Genomic DNA, 19,305 nt, shown 5'->3' with positions numbered 1-19,305 from the left:
TGGTTACGGTATGTCATAAACCTGACGAATGCCTCTACTACTTTCGAGTGAATCACCCGGCCGTAACGGGGGGCGTTCACCCATCAGACCGTCACTGCATCCTTACGGTCGAACACCAGGTCGTTCGCCGAGACCAACGCCCGCGCGATCGCACCGCCCAACACCGCGCCGTCACCCAGCGCACCCGCCACCACCCGGGGTCTGAGCGGGGTGATCCGGCACAGCGCCTCCTCGATCGGCCCCGGCAGCAGGTCCGCGCTGCCGCCCACGCCACCGCCGAGTACGACCAACTCCGGATCCACCACGGCCGCCACCGACGCCACCACGTGCGCGAGCCGGTCCGCCTCGGCCGCCACCACCGCCCGTGCCCGCTCGTCGCCGGACTTCGCCAGCGCGAACACCTCGCGCGCGGACTTCACCGCCAGGCCCCGGTCCCGGGCCAGCGCCACGACCGCGTCGCCGGACACCGCCGCCTCGATCCGGCCGCGCCCGAGATCGTCCACAACGGACTCCTCCGCGCCGTAAGGCAGGTAGCCGACTTCGCCCGCGGCACCGTTCGCGCCCCGGAACAGGTGCCCCTCGACCATGATCCCCATGCCGAGACCGGTGCCCACGGTCAGGCACACGAACACGCCCACACCCCGCGCGGCGCCGTGCGCGTACTCGCCGACGGCCGCGAGGTTGGCGTCGTTCTCCACCACGACCAGACCCGGACCGAGTTCGGCCTCCAGGTCGTCGAGCAGGCCCCGACGCTCCCAGCCGGGCAGGTTGGGCGCGTGCCGCAGCGTGCGGTCGCTCCGGTCGGGGACGCCGGGCGTGCCGACGACCGTGACCACGACGTCCTCGGCGACCAGGCCCGCATCCGCGACCGTGCGCGCGGCCAACTCCTTGACCGTGCGCACGAGCGTCGTGGCCGTGCGGCAGCGGTTGCGCTCGTCGACCCGTGCGATCACCGAACCGGCGAGGTCCGCGACGGCCGCCCGGATGCGCCGCCGGCCGATGTCCACGCCGAGCACGTGCCCGGCGGCCGGGTTCGTCTCGTAGACCATGGCCGAGCGGCCCGGACCGGCCGTCGTCCGGCCGATCGGCCGGACCAGGTCGCGGCGTTCCAGGTCGAGCAGCGCCTGGCCGACGGTCGGTTTGGACAGACCGGTGTCCTTGGCGATCTGCGGTCGGGTGGCCGGTCCGCCGGCGCGCAGCCGGTCGAGCACCGCCCGCTGGTTGAGCACGCGCATCCCCGCGGGGGTGCCTACCTGGGGAGAGGGGCGGACCGTCACGGCGAGTGAGTCTAGATCTCCACGACCGGCCGACGGGTCGGCTTGGCGCCACGGCTTTTGTCGGTGACCGTCGGTAGTGTGCCGGTGACTCGGGGAGAGGGGTCTGGGATGCGGACGATCGCCGTGACGGCCGCTGTGGTGGTCTCGGCTCTCGTGGCAGGCTGGGTACCGGCGATCGCCTCACCGGGGAGGCCCGACGTGACCACGTTCTCCAGCTCGTTCGAGGAGGGCCAGGCGCAGCCGCGCTGGACCAGCACGGCCGAGACCGGACCGGACGGGTCACCGCTCGTGTCCGGCGTCGACGGCACCGACTCCACCGGCCTGCCCGGCGACGTGACCTCCCGCGTGGTCGCACTCGCGGCCAGCGGCGAGAACACCGGCTCGGGCGAGCTGAAGGAGAACCTCGTCGACGGCAGCGTGGCGTCGAAGTGGCTGGTGTTCGCGGCCACCGGCTGGGTCGACTTCGGGTTCGACGGCGACGTGGCCGTGACCCGGTACGCGCTCACCTCGGCCAACGACGTGCCGGCCCGAGATCCCCGCGACTGGGTGCTGCGCGGGTCCGCGGACGGCAAGGCGTGGACGGTGGTCGACTCGCGCGGCGGCGAGGCGTTCCGGTCGCGGGGCGAGTCGCGGACGTTCGACGTGGCCACGCCCGCGGCGTTCCGCTGGTACCGGCTCGACGTCACGGCGAACTCGGGCGCCCGCGAGGTGCAACTGGCCGACGTGCGGTTCTCCGACGGCTCGACCACGCCCGCGCCGCGCACGATGCTGACCGTCGCGGGGCGTGGGGCGAACGGTGGCTACAACACCCGACCGGGCATGGGTTTCACCGGTACGCGGGCATTGCGCTACGCCGGGACGCACACCGGGAGTGGCCGGGGCTACGCGTACAACAAGGTGTTCGAGGTCGACGTGCCCGTAGCGGCCGACACCGAGTTGTCGTACCTGGTCTTCCCCACGCACGTCGACCTCGCGTACCCGTCGACGTTCGTGGCCGTCGACCTGGCGTTCTCCGACGGCACCTACCTGAGCGGCCTGGGCGCGTCCGACCAGTACGGGTTCCCGCTGTCGCCACGCGGTCAGGGCGAGGCGAAATCCTTGTCCACCAACCAGTGGAACCGGATCACCTCGGCGATCGGCGCCGTCGCGGCGGGCAGGACCGTGCGCCGGATCCTGATCGGCTACGACAACCCGCGCGGGCCGGCGTCGTTCGCGGGGTGGTTCGACGACATCGCGCTCGGCCCGGCGGTCCGGACGTCGTCGGGGCGGCCGTCGGACCACGTGCTCACGACGCGGGGCACGAACTCCGGCAGCTCCTTCTCGCGCGGCAACACGTTCCCGGCCACGGCCGTGCCGCACGGGTTCAACTTCTGGACGCCCACGACGAACGCCGGGTCGATCGACTGGATCTACGAGTACGCGCGCCGCAACGACGACGCCAACCTGCCGCGCGTCGAGGCGTTCACCGCGAGCCACGAACCGAGCCCGTGGATGGGCGACCGGCAGACGTTCCAGGTCATGCCCGTGGCGGGCACGCCGACCGCGGACCGGGCCGGCCGCGCGCTGCCGTTCCGGCATTCCGCCGAGGAAGCACGTGCGCACTACTACGGCGTGACGTTCGAGAACGGGATGCGCACCGAGATCACGCCCACCGACCACGCGGCCGTGTTCCGGTTCACGTTCACCGGGGACACCGGGAACCTGGTGTTCGACAACGTGGACAACCGGGGCGGGCTGACGCTGGACCCGGCGACCGGTGTGGTGACGGGGTTCTCGGACGTGCGCAGCGGGCTGTCGGCCGGTGCCACGCGGCTGTTCGTGTACGGGGTGGTCTCGCGGCCCGTGGCTTCGAGCGGCCGGCTGACCGGGCAGGGGCGGGATGCCGTCGCCGGGTACTTCGGATTCGACACGTCCGTCGAGAAGACCGTGGAGCTGCGGCTGGCGACGTCGCTGCTGAGCGTGGAGCAGGCGTGGCGGAACCTCTCCCTCGAAGTGTCCATTTCGGACACTTTCGAGGACGTCCGGTCGCGGGCACGACGACTCTGGGACGAGGTGCTCGGCGTCGTCGAGGTCGAAGGGGCGTCGCCCGACCAGCTCACGACGCTGTACTCCAACCTCTACCGGCTGTACCTGTACCCGAACTCGGGCTACGAGAACACCGGGACGGCCGCGGCACCGGTGTACCGCTACGCCTCGCCCGTGCGTCCCGGCGGACCGTCGTCGCCGACGCACACCGGCGCGCAGATCGTGGACGGGAAGATCTACGTCAACAACGGGTTCTGGGACACCTATCGCACGACGTGGCCCGCGTGCACGTTGTTCACGCCCAAACGCACTGCTTCCCTCGTGGACGGCTTCGTGCAGCAGTACCGGGACGGCGGGTGGATCTCGCGCTGGTCCTCCCCCGGCTACGCGAACCTGATGACCGGGACGAGTTCCGACGTGGCGTTCGCGGACGCGTTCGTGAAGGGCGTGGACGGGTTCGACTATGTCGCGGCGTTCGACGCGGCCGTGAAGAACGCGACGGTCGCGCCGCCGAGCCAGGACGTGGGGCGCAAGGGGTTGGAGACGTCGATCTTCGCCGGCTACACGTCGACGGCGACGTCCGAGGGCATGTCGTGGGCGTTGGAGGGGTACGTCAACGACCACGGCATCGCGTCCATGGCCGCCGCCCTGCACGAGCGCACCGGGGACCCCGCGTACGCGGAGCAGGCCGAGTACTTCTCCCGTCGCGCCCAGGGCTACGCGCACCTGTTCGACCCGTCGATCGGCTTCTTCCAGGGCCGGCGCCCGGACGGCTCGTGGCGGGTGGCCCCGGCGAAGTACGACCCGCGCGAGTGGGGGTACGACTACACCGAGACGAACGGCTGGAACATGGCGTTCTCGGTGCCCCACGACGGCGCCGGCCTGGCCCGGCTGCACGGCGGGCCGGCGGGGTTGGCGCGGAAGCTGGACGAGTTCTTCGCGACGCCGGAGACCGCGACGCACACCGGATCGTACGACGGCGTGATCCACGAGATGACCGAGGCCCGCGACGTGCGGATGGGGCAGCTCGGGCACAGCAACCAGCCGTCGCACCACATCCCGTACATGTACGTGTACGCCGGGCAGCCGTGGCGGACGCAGGAGAAGGTCCGGGAGATCCTGTCGCGGCTGTACGCGGGAAGTTCGATCGGCCAGGGGTACCCGGGCGACGAGGACAACGGCGAGCTGTCGGCGTGGTGGCTGCTCAGCGCGCTGGGGCTGTACCCGGTGGAGATGGGCGGCGGGGTGTACACGATCGGGTCGCCGTTGTTCACCAAGGCGACCGTGCGGATGGACAACGGGGCGACGTTGGTCGTGAACGCGCCCGGGAACAGTTCGCGTGACGTGTACGTGCGGTCGTTGCGCGTGAACGGCAAGGAGTGGACGTCGGCGCGGTTGCCGCACGCCGAGATCGCGTCGGGCGGGACCCTCGACTTCGAGATGTCGTCGAAGCCGACGTCGTGGGGCGTGCTGCCCGATGTCGGAGTGGCCGGCACGCCGTGGCGGGACGTGACGTCGACGGCCCGGATGACCGGTTCGGGTCGGGTGGGGCCGTTGGTGGACGACACGTCGCGGTCGTCGACGAGCGTGACGTGGGTGCAGGCCGACCTGCCGTCGGCGGAGTCCGTGGCGATGTACACCCTGACGTCGGGGACCGGATCCGGCGACCCGGCCTCGTGGGTGTTGCAGGGCTCCGAGGACGGCGTGACCTGGTCCACAGTGGACAGCAGGTCGGGCGAGGTCTTCCCGTGGCGCCGCCAGACCCGCGCGTTCAAGGTGCCCGTACCCGGGAAGTACCGCCACTACCGCCTGGAGTTCTCCACCGCGGCGACGTTGACCGAGGTCGAATTACTGGTGTGACGCCTACCAGTGGATCTCGCGGCAGCGGACGGCGGCGTGGCCGGGTTCGACCTGGAGCGTGGCGTGCTCGATGTGGTAGCGCTGGGCGAGCAGCGTGCGCGCGGCTTCCAGGACTTCGGCCGGGTCGGCGTCGTGGCGCGTGGTGAGGTGTGCGGAGGCCACCTCCATGCCCGAGGTGAGCGTCCACACGTGGAGGTCGTGCGCTTCTTCCACGCCCGGCAACGCGCCCAGGTCGTTCAGCATGGTCGCGACGTCGACGCGTTCGGGAGCGTGCTGGAACAGGATCCGCAGCGAGGCGGCGGCCAACTTCCACGTACGGGGAAGCACGAACAACCCGATGGCGACACCCATGATCGGGTCGGCGTACCGCCACCCGAAGAGCAACGTCGCGAGCCCGCTGACGAGCACCCCCACCGATCCGATGAGGTCGGCGAGGACTTCGAGGTAGGCGCCGCGGACGTTGATGCTCTCCTCGGCACCGCCGCGGAGCACGAAGAAGGAGACGAGGTTGGCCGCCAACCCGGCGACCGCGGCCAACACGACGGGCGTCCCGGGAACCTCCGGCGGATCACCGAACCGGGCGACGGCCTCGACCACCACGTACCCCGCCACTCCGAAGAGCAACAGCGCGTTGGCCAGGGCAGCCAACACCTCGGCCCGGTAGAGCCCGAAGGTGCGCCCACCACCCACGGCGGCACGCCGAGCCAGAAGGATGGCCCCGAGCGCCATGCCGACGCCTAGTACGTCGGTGACCATGTGCGCGGCATCGGAGATCAACGCAAGCGATTGCGTGGCAACCCCGACAACGACCTCGACCAGCATGAAGGCCGCGCCGACCCCGAACGCGACCCACAGCCGCCCAAGATGCCGCGCCCCACCCGAGGCGCCCCCATGGCTGTGCCCGTGGCCCATAGAACAAACATATAGTCATATGCGCATAGATACAACACCCGCCAACCGGACCCCCTGCGCAAACCGGTGGCACGGGTGCGCTAAGCTTCACCCGTCAGCACGGCCCCCGTAGCTCAGGGGATAGAGCACCGCCCTCCGGAGGCGGGAGCGCAGGTTCGAATCCTGCCGGGGGCACCACAGCGTGACCAGGGCCGTTCGTCGGTGTCCGAAGCCGTGAAGACCGCTTCGTGACACCAAACGTGACACGGAACCCGTTCTAACCTGCCGCCATGGCCCGTCCACCCGGACGCACACGCGGCAGCGTCGACACCCTGCCGAGTGGCGCTCTGCGCGTCCGGGTGAACGCGGGATCACACCCCACCACCGGCAAACCGGTCGTCCTCACCGAGACCGTCCCACCCGGCCCCGACGCCGAGGTTCTGGCCGAAGCCGCCCGCCTGCGCCTGCTCGACCGCGCCACCCGACCCATCCCCACCGCCACGGTCGACCACCTCGTCGAGCACTACCTCGCCCGCACCCGTCTGGAACAGACCACCCGCGAGTCCTACGAGGGCAACCACACCAAACACATCCACCCGCTCATCGGCCGCCTGCCCGCCGACAAGGTCGACGCCCTCACCCTCGACACCTTCTACGCCGAACTCGAACGCTGCCGCGACCACTGCACCGGCCCCGTCCTCCACCACACCCCCGACAAGCACACCTGCGACCTCCGCTGCCGCCCCCACACCTGCAAACCACTGGCCGCGTGGACCGTCCGCAAAATCCACTACCTGCTCCGCGGCGCCTACCGACTCGCGATCCGCCACCGCCTGGCCGACCACAACCCCGTCACCGAAGCCGACCCGCCCGCACCCCCGGCACCCGACCCCCAACCACCCACACCGGACGAACTGGCGGCGATCCTCGACGAGGCCACCCGCCACGACCCCGACTTCGCCACCCTGATCTGGCTGGCCGCCGTCACCGGCGACCGACGGGGCGAGAACTGCGGCCTACGCCTGCACCACTACGACCGGGCACGACGCCGCCTCACTGTCCGCCGCGCCATCGCCGAAGGCCGCACCGGAACGTGGGAGAAGGACACCAAAACCCATCAACGCCGCCACATCGCCCTCGACGCGGACACGTGCGCCGTCCTCGACCAACACATCGACCGCGCCCGAACACGAGCCCTCGCGGGAGGCGTCGACCTGTCGTCCGACGCGTTCCTGTTCACCACCACACCCGACGGCAGCAGGCCTCTCACGCCCAGCTCCGTGACCCAGAAATACCGCCGCCTGGTCACCAAACTCGGCCTGGACACCAGCCTGCACAAACTCCGCCACTACTCGGCTACCGAACTCATCACCTCCGGCGTCGACATCCGCACCGTCGCCGGACGGCTGGGCCACGGCGGAGGCGGCACCACCACCCTCAAGACCTACGCGGCCTGGGTCAACGAAGCCGACCAACGAGCGGCACAGACACTCCTGGACCGCATGCCCACCCGAATCCCCACCACACCACCCACAACGCCCATACCCACACCACCCGCGGAAAGCCCCTACGAAGTCGTCGCCGCCAGGGAACACATCCGCATCACCACCACCGAGAACCTCCCCACAGGCACCCCGGCACCCACCGTGAAACAGATCGCCACCCGCTACGGCGTCTCCGTCGGCACCGCCCACCGAGCCCTGACCCTCCTCAACCAGCAAGGACTCGTCACCGGCGCCCGACGCGGCGTCCGAGCCACCATCCTCAGAACACCGGACGACACCACCGAACCCCCACCACCCGCGGTCCCCACCCCACCCGACCCCACACCCCCGACGGCCCCACGCCCCCTACGACTGGTGATCACCCACAACAACACCGAAATCGCCACCCTCGTCACCATCACCGACCCCACCGACTACACCGAACTACGCCGACTCCTACTCCAGGCCCTCCACCGCAGAGGCCACCCGCCCACCACCAGCGGAGAATTCGAACTCACCGTCCAGGACCCGGACACCGCCACCACCATCGTCACCTTTGTCACTTGACGGAAAACCCAGAAAACCCCACTCCAACCATTGCGTAAACCAAACCTCCCGAACACGCTGAACCCACCCAGCACACGGAGGACACCATGACCGACAACAACACCGAACCGTCCTTCTACACGGTCGCGGAAGCAGCCCACCTGCTCCGCGTCTCCCCCATGACCCTCTACCGCGCCATCCACGACAACGAACTCCCCGCCACCCGAATCCGCACCCGCCTCCTCATCTCCGCCCACACCATCCACAACCTCACCGCCCACACGAAGGAAGCACCCGACGCTCGAACACCGGCGACACCATGACCGTGACCACCGAAACAATTCCACCCGGATACACACTCGCGTGCCATCACACCCAAGAATCCGACCCGGGACTTGACCACCGTGCCCCCAGCCTCAAGGCGCTACCGTCGGACAAATAGAGCGACGATCACCCATCCAATTTGCTTCGCGACCACTCGGGAATTCCGGAGAGTTCACGCCGCCATCCGCATAGCGGGCATATGCCGGGAAGCTGCGACCTCGAGAGCCGCGAAGGGCTCGCGAGGCGCACCGAGCAGTACTACCTGACCCCACGCAAGGTATTGCGATCCTCGCGGGCCCCGAAGTGCTCGCGCTGCGGCGCGAACCGTTCGATGAACTGCCCCGCCGACAGGTTGCGATCCTCGCAAGCCCCGGAGGGCTCGCACTGCGCCGGTACCCGGGTACTTCTGGATGTAGGGCTGGGCGTTGCGATCCTCGCGAGTCCCGGAGGGCTCGCGCTGCCCGCATGGCTCCGTTCCGGGCACGGTTCCTGCCCTCGAAGTTGCGATCCTCGCGAGTCCCGGAGGGCTCACGCTGCGCGTGCGGTGACCTGTCGGCCGCGCACCGTCATGGCGTTGCGATCCTCGCGAGTCCCGGAGGGCTCGCGCTGCACATCAGCATCCAGGCCCAGGGCCGGGCCGAGCGGGTTGCGATCCTCGCGAGTCCCGGAGGGCTCGCGCTGCATCGTCCGGCACCGGCGGCGGCTCGACGGCGACCGGTTGCGATCCTCGCGAGTCCCGGAGGGCTCGCGCTGCCCCTTGCGGTAGGTCTCCTTGACCACGGCCGCCGCGTTGCGATCCTCGCGAGTCCCGGAGGGCTCGCGCTGCGCAGGTAGTAGACGGGGGGTGAGGGTCACGGCGGCGTTGCGATCCTCGCGAGTCCCGGAGGGCTCGCGCTGCTCGGGGTCACCACGGTCCTCAAGGCCGTACCGAAGGTTGCGATCCTCGCGAGTCCCGGAGGGCTCGCGCTGCACAAGGCTGCGGACAGTTTCGTCCAGGGCATCCTGTTGCGATCCTCGCGAGTCCCGGAGGGCTCGCGCTGCCCGACCAGATCACCGCCGTGCTGCCCACCGGCACCGTTGCGATCCTCGCGAGTCCCGGAGGGCTCGCGCTGCAACTTCCCACCGGAGCGGGCTGACCGGCTCAGCTCGTTGCGATCCTCGCGAGTCCCGGAGGGCTCGCGCTGCCGCCTAGGCACAGCGCCAGCCGCCGCCGGGTCCAGTTGCGATCCTCGCGAGTCCCGGAGGGCTCGCGCTGCTCCGGCGCCATCCCCGCGAGCGACCTCAACCGCCAGCAGTTGCGATCCTCGCGAGTCCCGGAGGGCTCGCGCTGCCGCGGCGTATCCGCGCTGCGGTGCACGACACGGCCGTTGCGATCCTCGCGAGTCCCGGAGGGCTCGCGCTGCAGGTCAGGTGGGTCATGGCGGTGCGGGTGGCGGGGGAGTTGCGATCCTCGCGAGTCCCGGAGGGCTCGCGCTGCCCCGCCTGAACAGGGAGTCCGTCCAACTTAGCAAGATCCACGAACCCGCGATCCCGAAGTCCGAGATGACACGCTGTCGTCAGATTGGGAACCTCCCGGCGTGTCCGGTCACGCTTGAGGTTCCGAAGCACAACCAACACCGCGCGTCCTGAAGGACCGGAAACCTGCCCACGGGCAGCGGCTCCAATCCACGCTCACGCTGGCACAACACTCGCGGCATCCCACGACAAGTGCAGAAAACCGCCACGGCACACCAACCCTGTACTACACGATCCCCCCTCTTGGTCAGACTTACGTGAGACACCCTGTGTGAGGGTGGGTTCATGATCGAGGGCGGGATCGGAGATCCTGATGACCGTGTCCTCGCCATCCGACAAGCAGTCCCGGCCCTCCCGCGACGACCAGGCCGACCCGGCGCCGCGTCCGTCGCGCCGGGTGTTCACCCCGGACTACAAACTGGCCGTGGTCACCGAGTACGAGAACGCCCCCGCCGGGGAGAAGGGAGCGATCCTGCGACGCGAGGGCCTCTACTCCTCCCACATCATCGAATGGACCCGGGCACGCGACGCGGGACGCCTGACCGGCCAACCCGCCGAGCCCGGCGCCCAGACGAAACCGGCGAGGAAATCCGCCGAACAGATCGAACTGGAGAGACTGCGCCGCCAGAACGAGAAACTCGCCTCCGATCTCGCGAAGACCCGAATGGCACTGGACATCATGGGAAAAGCACACGCGCTCTTGGAGGAACTGTCCGGGAGCGCGGAGGACGACACGCCGCCTCGCAAATCCTGACGACCGCGTTCACCGAACTGCGCGCGGCCGGTCTCTCGGTGAAGAAATCATGCACGCTGACCGGGACCTCCCGGGCGACGCACTACCGGCACGCCAACCGGAAAGGCCCGATGCACGGGCCGCGGCCGGCGCGGACACCCCCACCCCAGGCCCTGGACGCCGACGAGCGCGCCCGGGTGCTGGAGGTGCTGACGTCACCGGCCTACCGGGATCTGGCGATCCCGCAGATGTGGGCGCGCGAACTGGACGAGGGCCGCTACTGGTGCTCGATCTCGACGATGTACCGGATCGCCCGCGCCCAGGGCCAGGTCCGCGAACGCCGCCGGATCGCCACCCACCCGCCGCGGACCCGGCCCGAGCTGTCCGCCCGCGGCCCGGGCGAGGTGTGGTCCTGGGACATCACCGCGTTGAAAGGACCGGTCAAAGGCGTCTGGTACAAGTGCTACGTCGTGCTGGACATCTTCTCCCGCTACGTCACCGGCTGGCTGGTCGCCGCCGCCGAGGATGCCGTCCTGGCGAAGGACTTCCTCGCCGAGGCCATAGCCCGCAACGGCACCGAACCGCACACGATCCACGCCGACAGAGGCGGCGCCATGGTGTCCAAACCGGTCTCCGAACTCCTGACCGACCTCGGGGTCCTGCGTTCGCATTCCCGCCCCCGCACCTCGAACGACAACCCCTATTCCGAGGCGCAGTTCAAGACCCTGAAGTACATGCCCGACTTCCCCGACCGGTTCGGCTCCCTCGCCGACGCCCGCCTGTTCTGCGAAGGATTCTTCCTGGCCTACAACCACGAGCACCGCCACTCCGGCATCGGCATGCACACCCCGGCCTCGGTGCACTTCGGCACGGCCGGACGGATCCGCGATCAACGCCAGGCCACTCTCGACCGCGCCCACGCCCGACACCCGGAGCGATTCGCCCGCCGACCCCGCCCACCCGCGCTGCCCGAGGTGGCCTGGATCAACCAACCCCTCGACCAACCACAACCGGCCCCATAGACACAACGTGTCTCACTTGACTTGACAACTACCGCCCGGCCCTGCTCCGCGAACGCACATGCCCTGATCCGTAGTGACAGGCGACGGATGGTGAGGCCCTGGCCGCTGACCGACCGCCGACTCCGTGAGCGACCTCGACGGCGACGAGGGCGCCTCCGAGGACCGGCCCGAGACCTCGACTTCCACTCGACCACATCGGGGACCTCCGCCTGACCGTTCCGATCCTGGCTCGTGACCTCGCCCGCCATCGACCGCATGATCGACGTGCTCGGTCGACGCGAGGTCGGGATCGCACGCCTCGGTATCGCCTGGTTCCCGCACGCAGCCACCTCATCGGCGACCCGCACGACGATCAGGCTCCCAGCGCGAACCGAGCCTTCGACCATGTATCGGCACGCCGTTGCACGCGATTGGAACGCGGACGCGCTTCTTTTCGCCCGCGCTCTGGATTGGAAGCCATGCAGCAGAGCCACCTCGGTGGCGGGCGGACGTCTTCGGTCGCGCCATGGACGACTCCCGCCAGTCCCCAACCCTGAGACCACATGCCGAGTCACCGGCGGAACCCAGACCTCGGTTTGTGCCGTCGCGCCACAGGCCGATCAGCTGTGGGCGACCGCACGCAGCACGCGTAGGCTCGCCGCAGTCAACCCCGCGCATACCGGCAACGAGGACCGATGGCCGACCGACACATCATCGACGTCCACCTCCTCCTGATCCGCGACAACCACATCCTGCTCACCCGCCGCCGCGACACCGACCCCCGCTTCGACGGCCGCTGGCACCTCCCCTCCGGCAAACTAGACGCCGGCGAATCCGTCCTCTATGCCGCCTGCCGTGAAGCCCACGAAGAGGTCGGCGTCCACATCGACCCCGCACACCTGCGCCTGGTCCACACCCTGCACGTCAACGGCTCCGGCCTGGAACCCCGCCTCGGCCTGTTCTTCGAAGCCCTGCGGTGGACGGGCGAACCGACCAACCGCGAACCCGACAAGTGCTCCGCGGTCGACTGGTTCCCCCTCGACGCCCTACCCGACGACCTCATCGACTACCCCGCGGCAGGCATCGACGCCTACCGCACCGGCATCGCTTTCAGCGCGCACGGATGGCCTGCGACCCGAGCGGACCAACAAACGCCCGACTGACAGGGAAGCCGGACGCATCCCTCGGACTACTTTGCCCCCACCCAACAGCAGGTTGCGCGGCAGAAAGTCCACAAAGGTCGGCAACACCGCTATCGCGATCTCTTGGCAAATGGGCTTGCACTGCAGCCAGCGACGAGGTAGCCCAGGCCCTGGGAGCCGTTGCGATCCTCGCGAGCCCCGGAGGGCTCGCGCTACCTGGACCCCGACGACGCCCTGGACCAGGCCCACGCCGACGTTGCGATCCTCGCGAGCCCCGAAGGGCTCGCGCTGCGTACAGCGAGGAGGCGGACCTCACCGCCTACACGGCGTTGCGATCCTCGCGAGCCCCGAAGGGCTCGCGCTGCGGCCGGCGCCTGGACCGCGCGCACCCCGGCCCAGGTGTTGCGATCCTCGCGAGCCCCGAAGGGCTCGCGCTGCCGACCTGCCGATCCTGTACCCGATCGACCCCACGGGGTTGCGATCCTCGCGAGCCCCGAAGGGCTCGCGCTGCCGACCTGCCGATCCTGTACCCGATCGACCCCACGGGGTTGCGATCCTCGCGAGCCCCGAAGGGCTCGCGCTGCGCGGCACGCGCGCAGCGGCGGTTCGCGGCCGGGTAGTTGCGATCCTCGCGAGCCCCGAAGGGCTCGCGCTGCGCGGCACGCGCGCAGCGGCGGTTCGCGGCCGGGTAGTTGCGATCCTCGCGAGCCCCGAAGGGCTCGCGCTGCGAGATCGAGCGGGAGCGGTGGGCCGACGGCATCGAGTTGCGATCCTCGCGAGCCCCGAAGGGCTCGCGCTGCGTCGCACTGCGCTGGTACACCACCCGGGAGATGCCGTGTTGCGATCCTCGCGAGCCCCGAAGGGCTCGCGCTGCCCCCAAAGACAACTACTTCTCGTCGCGGACGCTCCGTTGCGATCCTCGCGAGCCCCGAAGGGCTCGCGCTGCTGGGAGATGTCGGCGCAGTCGTGTGCGCAGTCGGGGTTGCGATCCTCGCGAGCCCCGAAGGGCTCGCGCTGCTCGAGCCGCGCTGGGAGTGCTGGGACCCCGACCGCGTTGCGATCCTCGCGAGCCCCGAAGGGCTCGCGCTGCACGTTGAACACGACCACGACCACGAAACAGGTCCTGTTGCGATCCTCGCGAGCCCCGAAGGGCTCGCGCTGCTCACCGGCGTGGAGGCCGCCCACGCCGCCCTGGACGTTGCGATCCTCGCGAGCCCCGAAGGGCTCGCGCTGCCCCTGGGCGTCGCGCACCTGGTCGACGGCCGCCAGGTTGCGATCCTCGCGAGCCCCGGAGGGCTCGCGCTGCAAGTCGCAGGGCTCGAACAGCGAGTACTCCCCATGGTTGCGATCCTCGCGAGCCCCGGAGGGCTCGCGCTGCGCCGAGTACGAGGCATTGCTGACCTGCGCGGTCGAGTTGCGATCCTCGCGAGCCCCGGAGGGCTCGCGCTGCCAAGGCCGACGCGGGCAAGCGGGTCAACGAGGCGCAGTTGCGATCCTCGCGAGCCCCGGAGGGCTCGCGCTGCCCCTGCCTGAACAGGCAAGTCCGTCGAACCTAACAACATCCACCAGGCCACGATCCCAATTAGTAAGACGACACGCCGCCCAGCGGTTCGGAACCTCCCGGCGTGTCTGCTCACGCTTGGGGTTCCGAAGTGTGGTGGGTCGCGCCCGGTTGATCACTCATCCGTGGCAACGCCGGCCTGGCCCGCCGTGCTGACGGTACGCCCAGAACCTCGACCCGACGGCACGGTGGTGATCAGGTCAGTCGACTCGACCCCAGTACGCCGTCAGGCATCTTCATACCGTGCCCCCACGCACGGTTGGTCTGCGGCCCCGACGACTTCACGAGCCGAATACTCACAAACCGGCCCGGGTCGACCGGGTCGACGCACTCTGGCCGACGCCGGCGCCGTGTCAAACCGCTGCGTCCCGTCGGATTCCGGTGCCCCTCCCTCCGGTCGGGCGGAATCCGACGGGACGCCTTGGCGGTGTTGACACGGCTATGCCGTCGCCGTCCCAAGCGGAGTGCGCCCCGTCCGACACGGGCCGCGGACGTGCGGCCGGCATCGACACGACCTGGAACGGGGTGGCCGGTGACGGCCGGTCGGGAGCCTCGGGAGGGTGCTGTGGTGTCTGGGTGGGAGAACGCGCGGTTCGAGTTGGTCGATCCGCGGGTGTTGTTGGTAGACCGGAATTCCCGCACGGTGACCGATGTCGAGCGGGAGCGGCCGGAGTTGTGCGCGAGTATCCGGCGGCACGGGGTGGTGGTGCCGGTGATCGCGAACCCGACCGGTGAGGGGTTGCGGGTTCGGGACGGGCATTCGCGGACGATCGTGTCGCGGTCGGTGGTGGAGCGGTTCCCGGTGATTCCGGTGATCGTGACCGAGGCGGCCGACACCGAGGAGTGGCACTGGTTGCGGGATCAGTGGATCGCCAACGAGGTCCGCGCCGGTTACGGGACCGGGGATCGGATGCGGATCTTCGAGGAGTTGACGTTGTTCGGGCTCGGGCCCGACGAGGTGGCTGCCGAGTTGGGCACCGACGTGGAGGTGGTGCACGCCGGGTTGCGGGCACGGCGCAGCGAGGCGGTCGTGGCGGCGGTGGAGCGGCATCCGGAAATGACGTTGGACCAGGCAGCCGGGTTGGCGTCGTTCGAGGACGACGAGGAGGTCTACCGGCACCTGACCGAGGTCCTCGACCGGGACCCGGACACGTTCGATTACGCGTTGGCCGAGCAGCGCGAGGAGTCGCGGTTGCGGCGGGAGGCCGCCGAGCTGCGTGAGCGGCTGGCGCGCGAGGGAATCGCGGTGGTCGAGGAGATCGTCTCGGGCACGTTGCCGTTGACCAGGTTGCGGGACCAGGGCCGGACGGTGGCGCCGGAAGATCACCTCTCCTGCCCAGGGCACGCGGCGTTGGTGACCTCCGACGACGGTGACGGTGTGGTGCGGGCGACGTGGTTGTGCCGGGACTGGGCCGGGCACGGTCACACCGACTCGTGGCAGGCCACGTCCGAACCGCACCGTCCGTGGGACGCCGAGCGCAAGGCGGAGCGCGCACAGGTGGTCCGGTCGAACCAGGCGTGGCGGGCCGCAGAGACGGTCCGCCGGACGAAGTTGCGCGAACTGCTCGCCCGATCCACGCCTCCGCGCGGTGCGTTGCGATTCGTCGTCGAGAGTCTGCTGGCCGGTGACGACGAACTTCTCCGCGCGGCCCGAGACCGGCACGCGTTGGCCTGCCGCCTGCCCGGTCTGCGCGAGCCCGGCGCGGGCAGGACCCACCCGTTGACGTCGAAGCTGCGTGGCCAGGACCGGCTCACGACGGTGTTGCTCGCGATCGTCCTGGCCGCCTACGAGCAGTCGACGGGCCCGCAGACGTGGCGGACGCCGACCCCGGGCCAGAAGCGGTACTTCGCCGCGTTGACCAAGTGGGGTCTGGCCCGGCACTGGGTCGAGAAGCTCGTCACCGACATCCCCGAAGCGGCCTGATCCCCCATTCCACAACGGCTCCCCGACCAGACCCGGTCGGGGAGCTGTTCGCGTTCACGAAAGGACCTGCCATGTCTCTGCCGACCTGCGCCCGCAACGCCACCCTGCGCGATCTGGAGGCGATCCTGCGTCATCAGCACGCCGCCAAGCTCGACGTCGTCGCCCCCGCCACCGCGATCCGGTCCGAGCGCGGCGCGATCGTCCTGTCCGGCGTCACGCCGTTGTTGGACGAACGCGGAGTGACCACAGTGGACGGAAGGTACGTCCCGACGGCGGCGGCCGACGGCACGATCGCCGCCAAGCTCGGCATCTCGTTGCGCTACCTGCGCCGCCTGCGCGCCGAACGGGTCGACCTGTTCGACGCGAACGTCAACGGTTGGCTGCACGGCCACGCCGACAACCCGCCTGATCCGCGGTCGTTCCTGCTGCGCCTGTTCCGCCGCGACGACGGGGACGGCGTGCTGCGGGCGATGTTGTCGGACAGCTACGGCATCATCGACAACCTCGACGTGCTCACCGCCGTGCTCGACGGCATCCGCCAGGCCGACGTCGACGTCGAGGTCCGCGCGTGCGACCTGTCCGAGTCGGCGATGCACTGCAAGGTCTACTCCCCCGGCGTCGCCCGTCTGGCCCCGGCGCTGCTGGCCGGGTACCGCAACCCGTTCTCCGATCCCACTCTCGACGCCGAACGCCGCCGCATCGTCACCGACCTCGACGACGGCCGCCGGGCAGCACAGGCGGAAGGCCAGGGCTACGACGAGGAACCGGTGGTGTTCGCCGGGTTCCGGTTCTCCAACTCCGAGATCGGCGACGGGTCGGTGACGCTCAAGCCGGAGCTGTTCGTGCGCGTGTGCTCCAACGGTCTGACGTTGCCCGCCTTGGCGGTGCGCAAGGTGCACATGAGCGGCCGGATGGAAGCGGGCACGGTGACCTGGTCCCGGGACACCCAGAACAAGCACCTGGCCGTCATCGCCTCCCAGGCCCGCGACGCCGTGCGGCACTGGTTGTCGCCCGAGTTCCTGGCCGAACAGGTCGACCACGTCGAGCAGACCGCCGCCACCCCGGTCACCCAGCCGGAAAGCACGGTCAAGGTCGTGGCCAAACGACTCGGGTTCACCGACGCCGAACGCGAGGGCGTGCTGCGGCACTTCATCGCCGGCGGGCAGCTCACCACCGGCGGTCTGGCGCACGCGATCACCAGCTTCAGCCAGACCGTGGCCGACCCGGACCGCGCCGACGCGCTCGACGACCTGGCACTGACCGCGATGACGTCCGCCCACCGCCCGAGGTGACGCTACAGGGGCACCAGGGGTGGTCCAAGGAAAGCGCTTGGACCACCCCCGCTCCCCCTGTGGAGGGGCCCCGGGCGGAGGGCGACCGGCCGGACCGCCACGAGGGAAACCCTTGGGAGACAACCATGTCCGAAGAACACATCGATGTCCGGTGCGACACGGAGGACCTGATCGCCGGACTGCCCCACCTGATCGGCTTCTACCCCGTCGAGTCGCTGGTCTGCCTGGCCGTGCGCGGCGACCGTATGACGTGGGTGATGCGCCTGGACCTCACCGCGACCGACCGGCAGATCGCCGCCGCGGTCGTCACCCGGCTTCAGTCCGGCGGCTGCGACAGCATGGTCGCCGTCGTGGTCGGCGACCACCACGCCACCCGGCGACACCACGACCGGGTGACCGCGTTGGCCGAGGTCCTGTCGTTGCTCGACATGTCGTTGGAAGGCTTCGGTGTTCCCGAGGTGGCAGCGGGCGCCGAGTGGTTCTCCTACGACGACCCCTCGATCGGAGGTGCCCTGCCGGAGCCGGGCGGCACCCGCATAGCCATGCTGACCGCGTTGCGCGGCTACGTCACCTACCCCGACCGCGACGCCATGCGCGCCCTGGTCGCCCCGGCCGACGACGCCACGTTGGCCCGCCGCGCGAAGTTGATCGGGGAGGCCGAGCGGCGGTGGGACGAGGTCGCGGTGGACGCGTGGCCCGGCCGTCCCGACGAGCCGTGCACGCGCGCCGACAAGCTCGCCCTGGTCACCGCCCAGGTCGACGCCGTCCCCGAACGGTCGACGCCGTTGACCGACGGCGAGATCGCCGACCTGGCCTGGGCGTTGTCCGACATGGAGGTCCGCGACGCGTGCTTCGCGTTGGTGGTCGGCCCGCGTGCCCGTGACGCCGAACGGCTCTGGTCGGAGTTGATTCGGGAGTGCCCGCCGCCGTGGTGCGCGGAGGCGGCGGTGCTGTTCGGGGTGTCGGTGATCCTGCGCGGCGACGGCGTGCTGGCCACGTTCGCCCTGGAACGCGCCCAGACGGCACATCCCGGGCACCGGCTCTCCCATCTGGTCGTCAAGGCCATGGCCGCCGGCATGTCACCCGACCGGCTCCGTTCGTACTTCAGCGACCGCACCCAGGACTGAAAGGCAGGCACGTCATGGCCGGGGAAACCCTCACCACGATCATCGGGAACCTGACCGCGAGCCCCGAGCTGCGGTTCACCCAGGGCGGGACGGCGGTCGCCCATTTCACGATCGCCTCGTCGACGCGCACGTTCGACCGGCAGGCCGGGGAATGGCGGGACGGCGACACCCTGTTCCTGCGCTGCGTGTGCTGGAACAGGCTCGCCGAGAACACCGCCGAATCGCTGCGACGCGGCAGCCGGGTCGTCGCCCACGGGCGCCTGCGGCAGCGGTCCTACGAGAAGGACGACGAGAAGCGGACCGTCATCGAGTTCGAGATCGACGACATCGGCCTTTCACTGCGTTACGCCACGGCGAACGCTCAGCAGACCGACAGCGTTCCCGCGGAGGCTTCGGCGTGACTCGCCTTGGTTCGTGACGGTCACCTCCGGGCACGTCAGGAGGGGCGGCGCAGTGTACGGCCCGGTGGTGGTCCGTCAAATCGCTGTCCGGAACAATTTCAGAGCGCACGAATTTCACCGGGACCCCCACCCCGTGAAATTCGTTGAAATTGTTCCGGCCAAAGCGCGCGATTTGACGGACCACCGCCGGGCCTCAGACAGG

Annotated in this window: 11 protein-coding genes, 1 tRNA gene and 2 CRISPR repeat arrays; of the genes, 10 read left to right on the top strand and 2 right to left on the bottom strand. The window is 69.9% G+C overall.

The window, feature by feature from the left end:
* Window positions 1–83 precede the first annotated feature (83 nt).
* Window positions 84–1,277: an ROK family transcriptional regulator gene (locus F4559_RS04570; RefSeq protein ID WP_376774623.1), complete on the bottom strand. Its 1,194-nt coding sequence runs from the start codon at window positions 1,275–1,277 to the stop codon at window positions 84–86.
* Between the two features lie 108 nt (window positions 1,278–1,385).
* Between F4559_RS04570 and F4559_RS04565 the strand changes: the two genes are divergently transcribed.
* Complete coding sequence (locus F4559_RS04565) at window positions 1,386–5,162, top strand: GH92 family glycosyl hydrolase (protein WP_184666320.1); 3,777 nt, start codon at window positions 1,386–1,388, stop codon at window positions 5,160–5,162.
* A 3-nt stretch (window positions 5,163–5,165) separates the two neighbouring features.
* On the opposite strand, the gene F4559_RS04560 is transcribed toward F4559_RS04565, so the two are convergent.
* A complete protein-coding gene (locus F4559_RS04560) occupies window positions 5,166–6,074 on the bottom strand; it encodes a cation diffusion facilitator family transporter (RefSeq protein ID WP_184666319.1) in 909 nt (302 codons plus the stop codon).
* 102 nt (window positions 6,075–6,176) lie between these two features.
* Here F4559_RS04560 and F4559_RS04555 point away from each other — a divergent pair.
* The 9 genes from F4559_RS04555 to ssb all read left to right on the top strand — a co-directional run bounded on the left by F4559_RS04555 (window position 6,177) and on the right by ssb (window position 19,103).
* Window positions 6,177–6,251: transfer RNA gene (locus tag F4559_RS04555), tRNA-Arg, on the top strand.
* Window positions 6,252–6,343: 92 nt separating this feature from the next.
* On the top strand, window positions 6,344–8,104 hold the full coding sequence (locus F4559_RS04550) for a site-specific integrase (RefSeq protein ID WP_184666318.1): 1,761 nt from the start codon (window positions 6,344–6,346) through the stop codon (window positions 8,102–8,104).
* 86 nt (window positions 8,105–8,190) lie between these two features.
* On the top strand, window positions 8,191–8,406 hold the full coding sequence (locus F4559_RS04545; protein WP_184666317.1) for a helix-turn-helix domain-containing protein: 216 nt from the start codon (window positions 8,191–8,193) through the stop codon (window positions 8,404–8,406).
* A 280-nt stretch (window positions 8,407–8,686) separates the two neighbouring features.
* A CRISPR array of direct repeats spans window positions 8,687–9,884; the repeat unit is 37 nt; unit sequence GTTGCGATCCTCGCGAGTCCCGGAGGGCTCGCGCTGC.
* A 351-nt stretch (window positions 9,885–10,235) separates the two neighbouring features.
* A protein-coding gene (locus F4559_RS04535; RefSeq protein WP_246445079.1) for an IS3 family transposase occupies window positions 10,236–11,677 on the top strand; the annotation gives its coding sequence in 2 pieces (ribosomal slippage) (window positions 10,236–10,635 and window positions 10,635–11,677; 1,443 coding nt in all).
* Window positions 11,678–12,351: 674 nt separating this feature from the next.
* The gene (locus tag F4559_RS04530) at window positions 12,352–12,819 is read left to right on the top strand and encodes an NUDIX hydrolase (protein ID WP_184666316.1); all 468 of its coding nucleotides are present in this window, start codon (window positions 12,352–12,354) and stop codon (window positions 12,817–12,819) included.
* A 158-nt stretch (window positions 12,820–12,977) separates the two neighbouring features.
* Window positions 12,978–14,321: a CRISPR direct-repeat array (repeat unit 37 nt; unit sequence GTTGCGATCCTCGCGAGCCCCGAAGGGCTCGCGCTGC).
* Between the two features lie 606 nt (window positions 14,322–14,927).
* Window positions 14,928–16,283 (top strand): ParB/RepB/Spo0J family partition protein, encoded by a 1,356-nt coding sequence (locus F4559_RS04525; protein WP_184666315.1) that lies wholly within the window; start codon window positions 14,928–14,930, stop codon window positions 16,281–16,283.
* Window positions 16,284–16,354: 71 nt separating this feature from the next.
* The gene (locus tag F4559_RS04520; protein WP_184666314.1) at window positions 16,355–17,575 is read left to right on the top strand and encodes a hypothetical protein; all 1,221 of its coding nucleotides are present in this window, start codon (window positions 16,355–16,357) and stop codon (window positions 17,573–17,575) included.
* 125 nt (window positions 17,576–17,700) lie between these two features.
* Window positions 17,701–18,702: a DUF4192 domain-containing protein gene (locus F4559_RS04515; protein ID WP_184666313.1), complete on the top strand. Its 1,002-nt coding sequence runs from the start codon at window positions 17,701–17,703 to the stop codon at window positions 18,700–18,702.
* Window positions 18,703–18,716: 14 nt separating this feature from the next.
* The gene (ssb, locus tag F4559_RS04510; protein ID WP_184666312.1) at window positions 18,717–19,103 is read left to right on the top strand and encodes a single-stranded DNA-binding protein; all 387 of its coding nucleotides are present in this window, start codon (window positions 18,717–18,719) and stop codon (window positions 19,101–19,103) included.
* Window positions 19,104–19,305 lie beyond the last annotated feature (202 nt).

This window comes from Saccharothrix violaceirubra, from assembly GCF_014203755.1.
GTDB classification, from domain to species: Bacteria; Actinomycetota; Actinomycetes; order Mycobacteriales; family Pseudonocardiaceae; genus Actinosynnema; species Actinosynnema violaceirubrum.
This window is presented reverse-complemented; position numbering and strand designations above follow the sequence as displayed.

What these genes read in the sequence shown, in the direction of transcription:
- F4559_RS04515 (WP_184666313.1), top strand. Translation starts at nt 17,701, where the DNA reads ATGTCCGAAGAACACATCGATGTCCGGTGCGACACGGAGGACCTGATC.
- F4559_RS04530 (WP_184666316.1), top strand. Translation starts at nt 12,352, where the DNA reads ATGGCCGACCGACACATCATCGACGTCCACCTCCTCCTGATCCGCGAC.
- ssb (WP_184666312.1), top strand. Translation starts at nt 18,717, where the DNA reads ATGGCCGGGGAAACCCTCACCACGATCATCGGGAACCTGACCGCGAGC.
- F4559_RS04560 (WP_184666319.1), bottom strand. Translation starts at nt 6,074, where the DNA reads ATGGGCCACGGGCACAGCCATGGGGGCGCCTCGGGTGGGGCGCGGCAT.
- F4559_RS04545 (WP_184666317.1), top strand. Translation starts at nt 8,191, where the DNA reads ATGACCGACAACAACACCGAACCGTCCTTCTACACGGTCGCGGAAGCA.
- F4559_RS04520 (WP_184666314.1), top strand. Translation starts at nt 16,355, where the DNA reads ATGTCTCTGCCGACCTGCGCCCGCAACGCCACCCTGCGCGATCTGGAG.
- F4559_RS04550 (WP_184666318.1), top strand. Translation starts at nt 6,344, where the DNA reads ATGGCCCGTCCACCCGGACGCACACGCGGCAGCGTCGACACCCTGCCG.
- F4559_RS04565 (WP_184666320.1), top strand. Translation starts at nt 1,386, where the DNA reads ATGCGGACGATCGCCGTGACGGCCGCTGTGGTGGTCTCGGCTCTCGTG.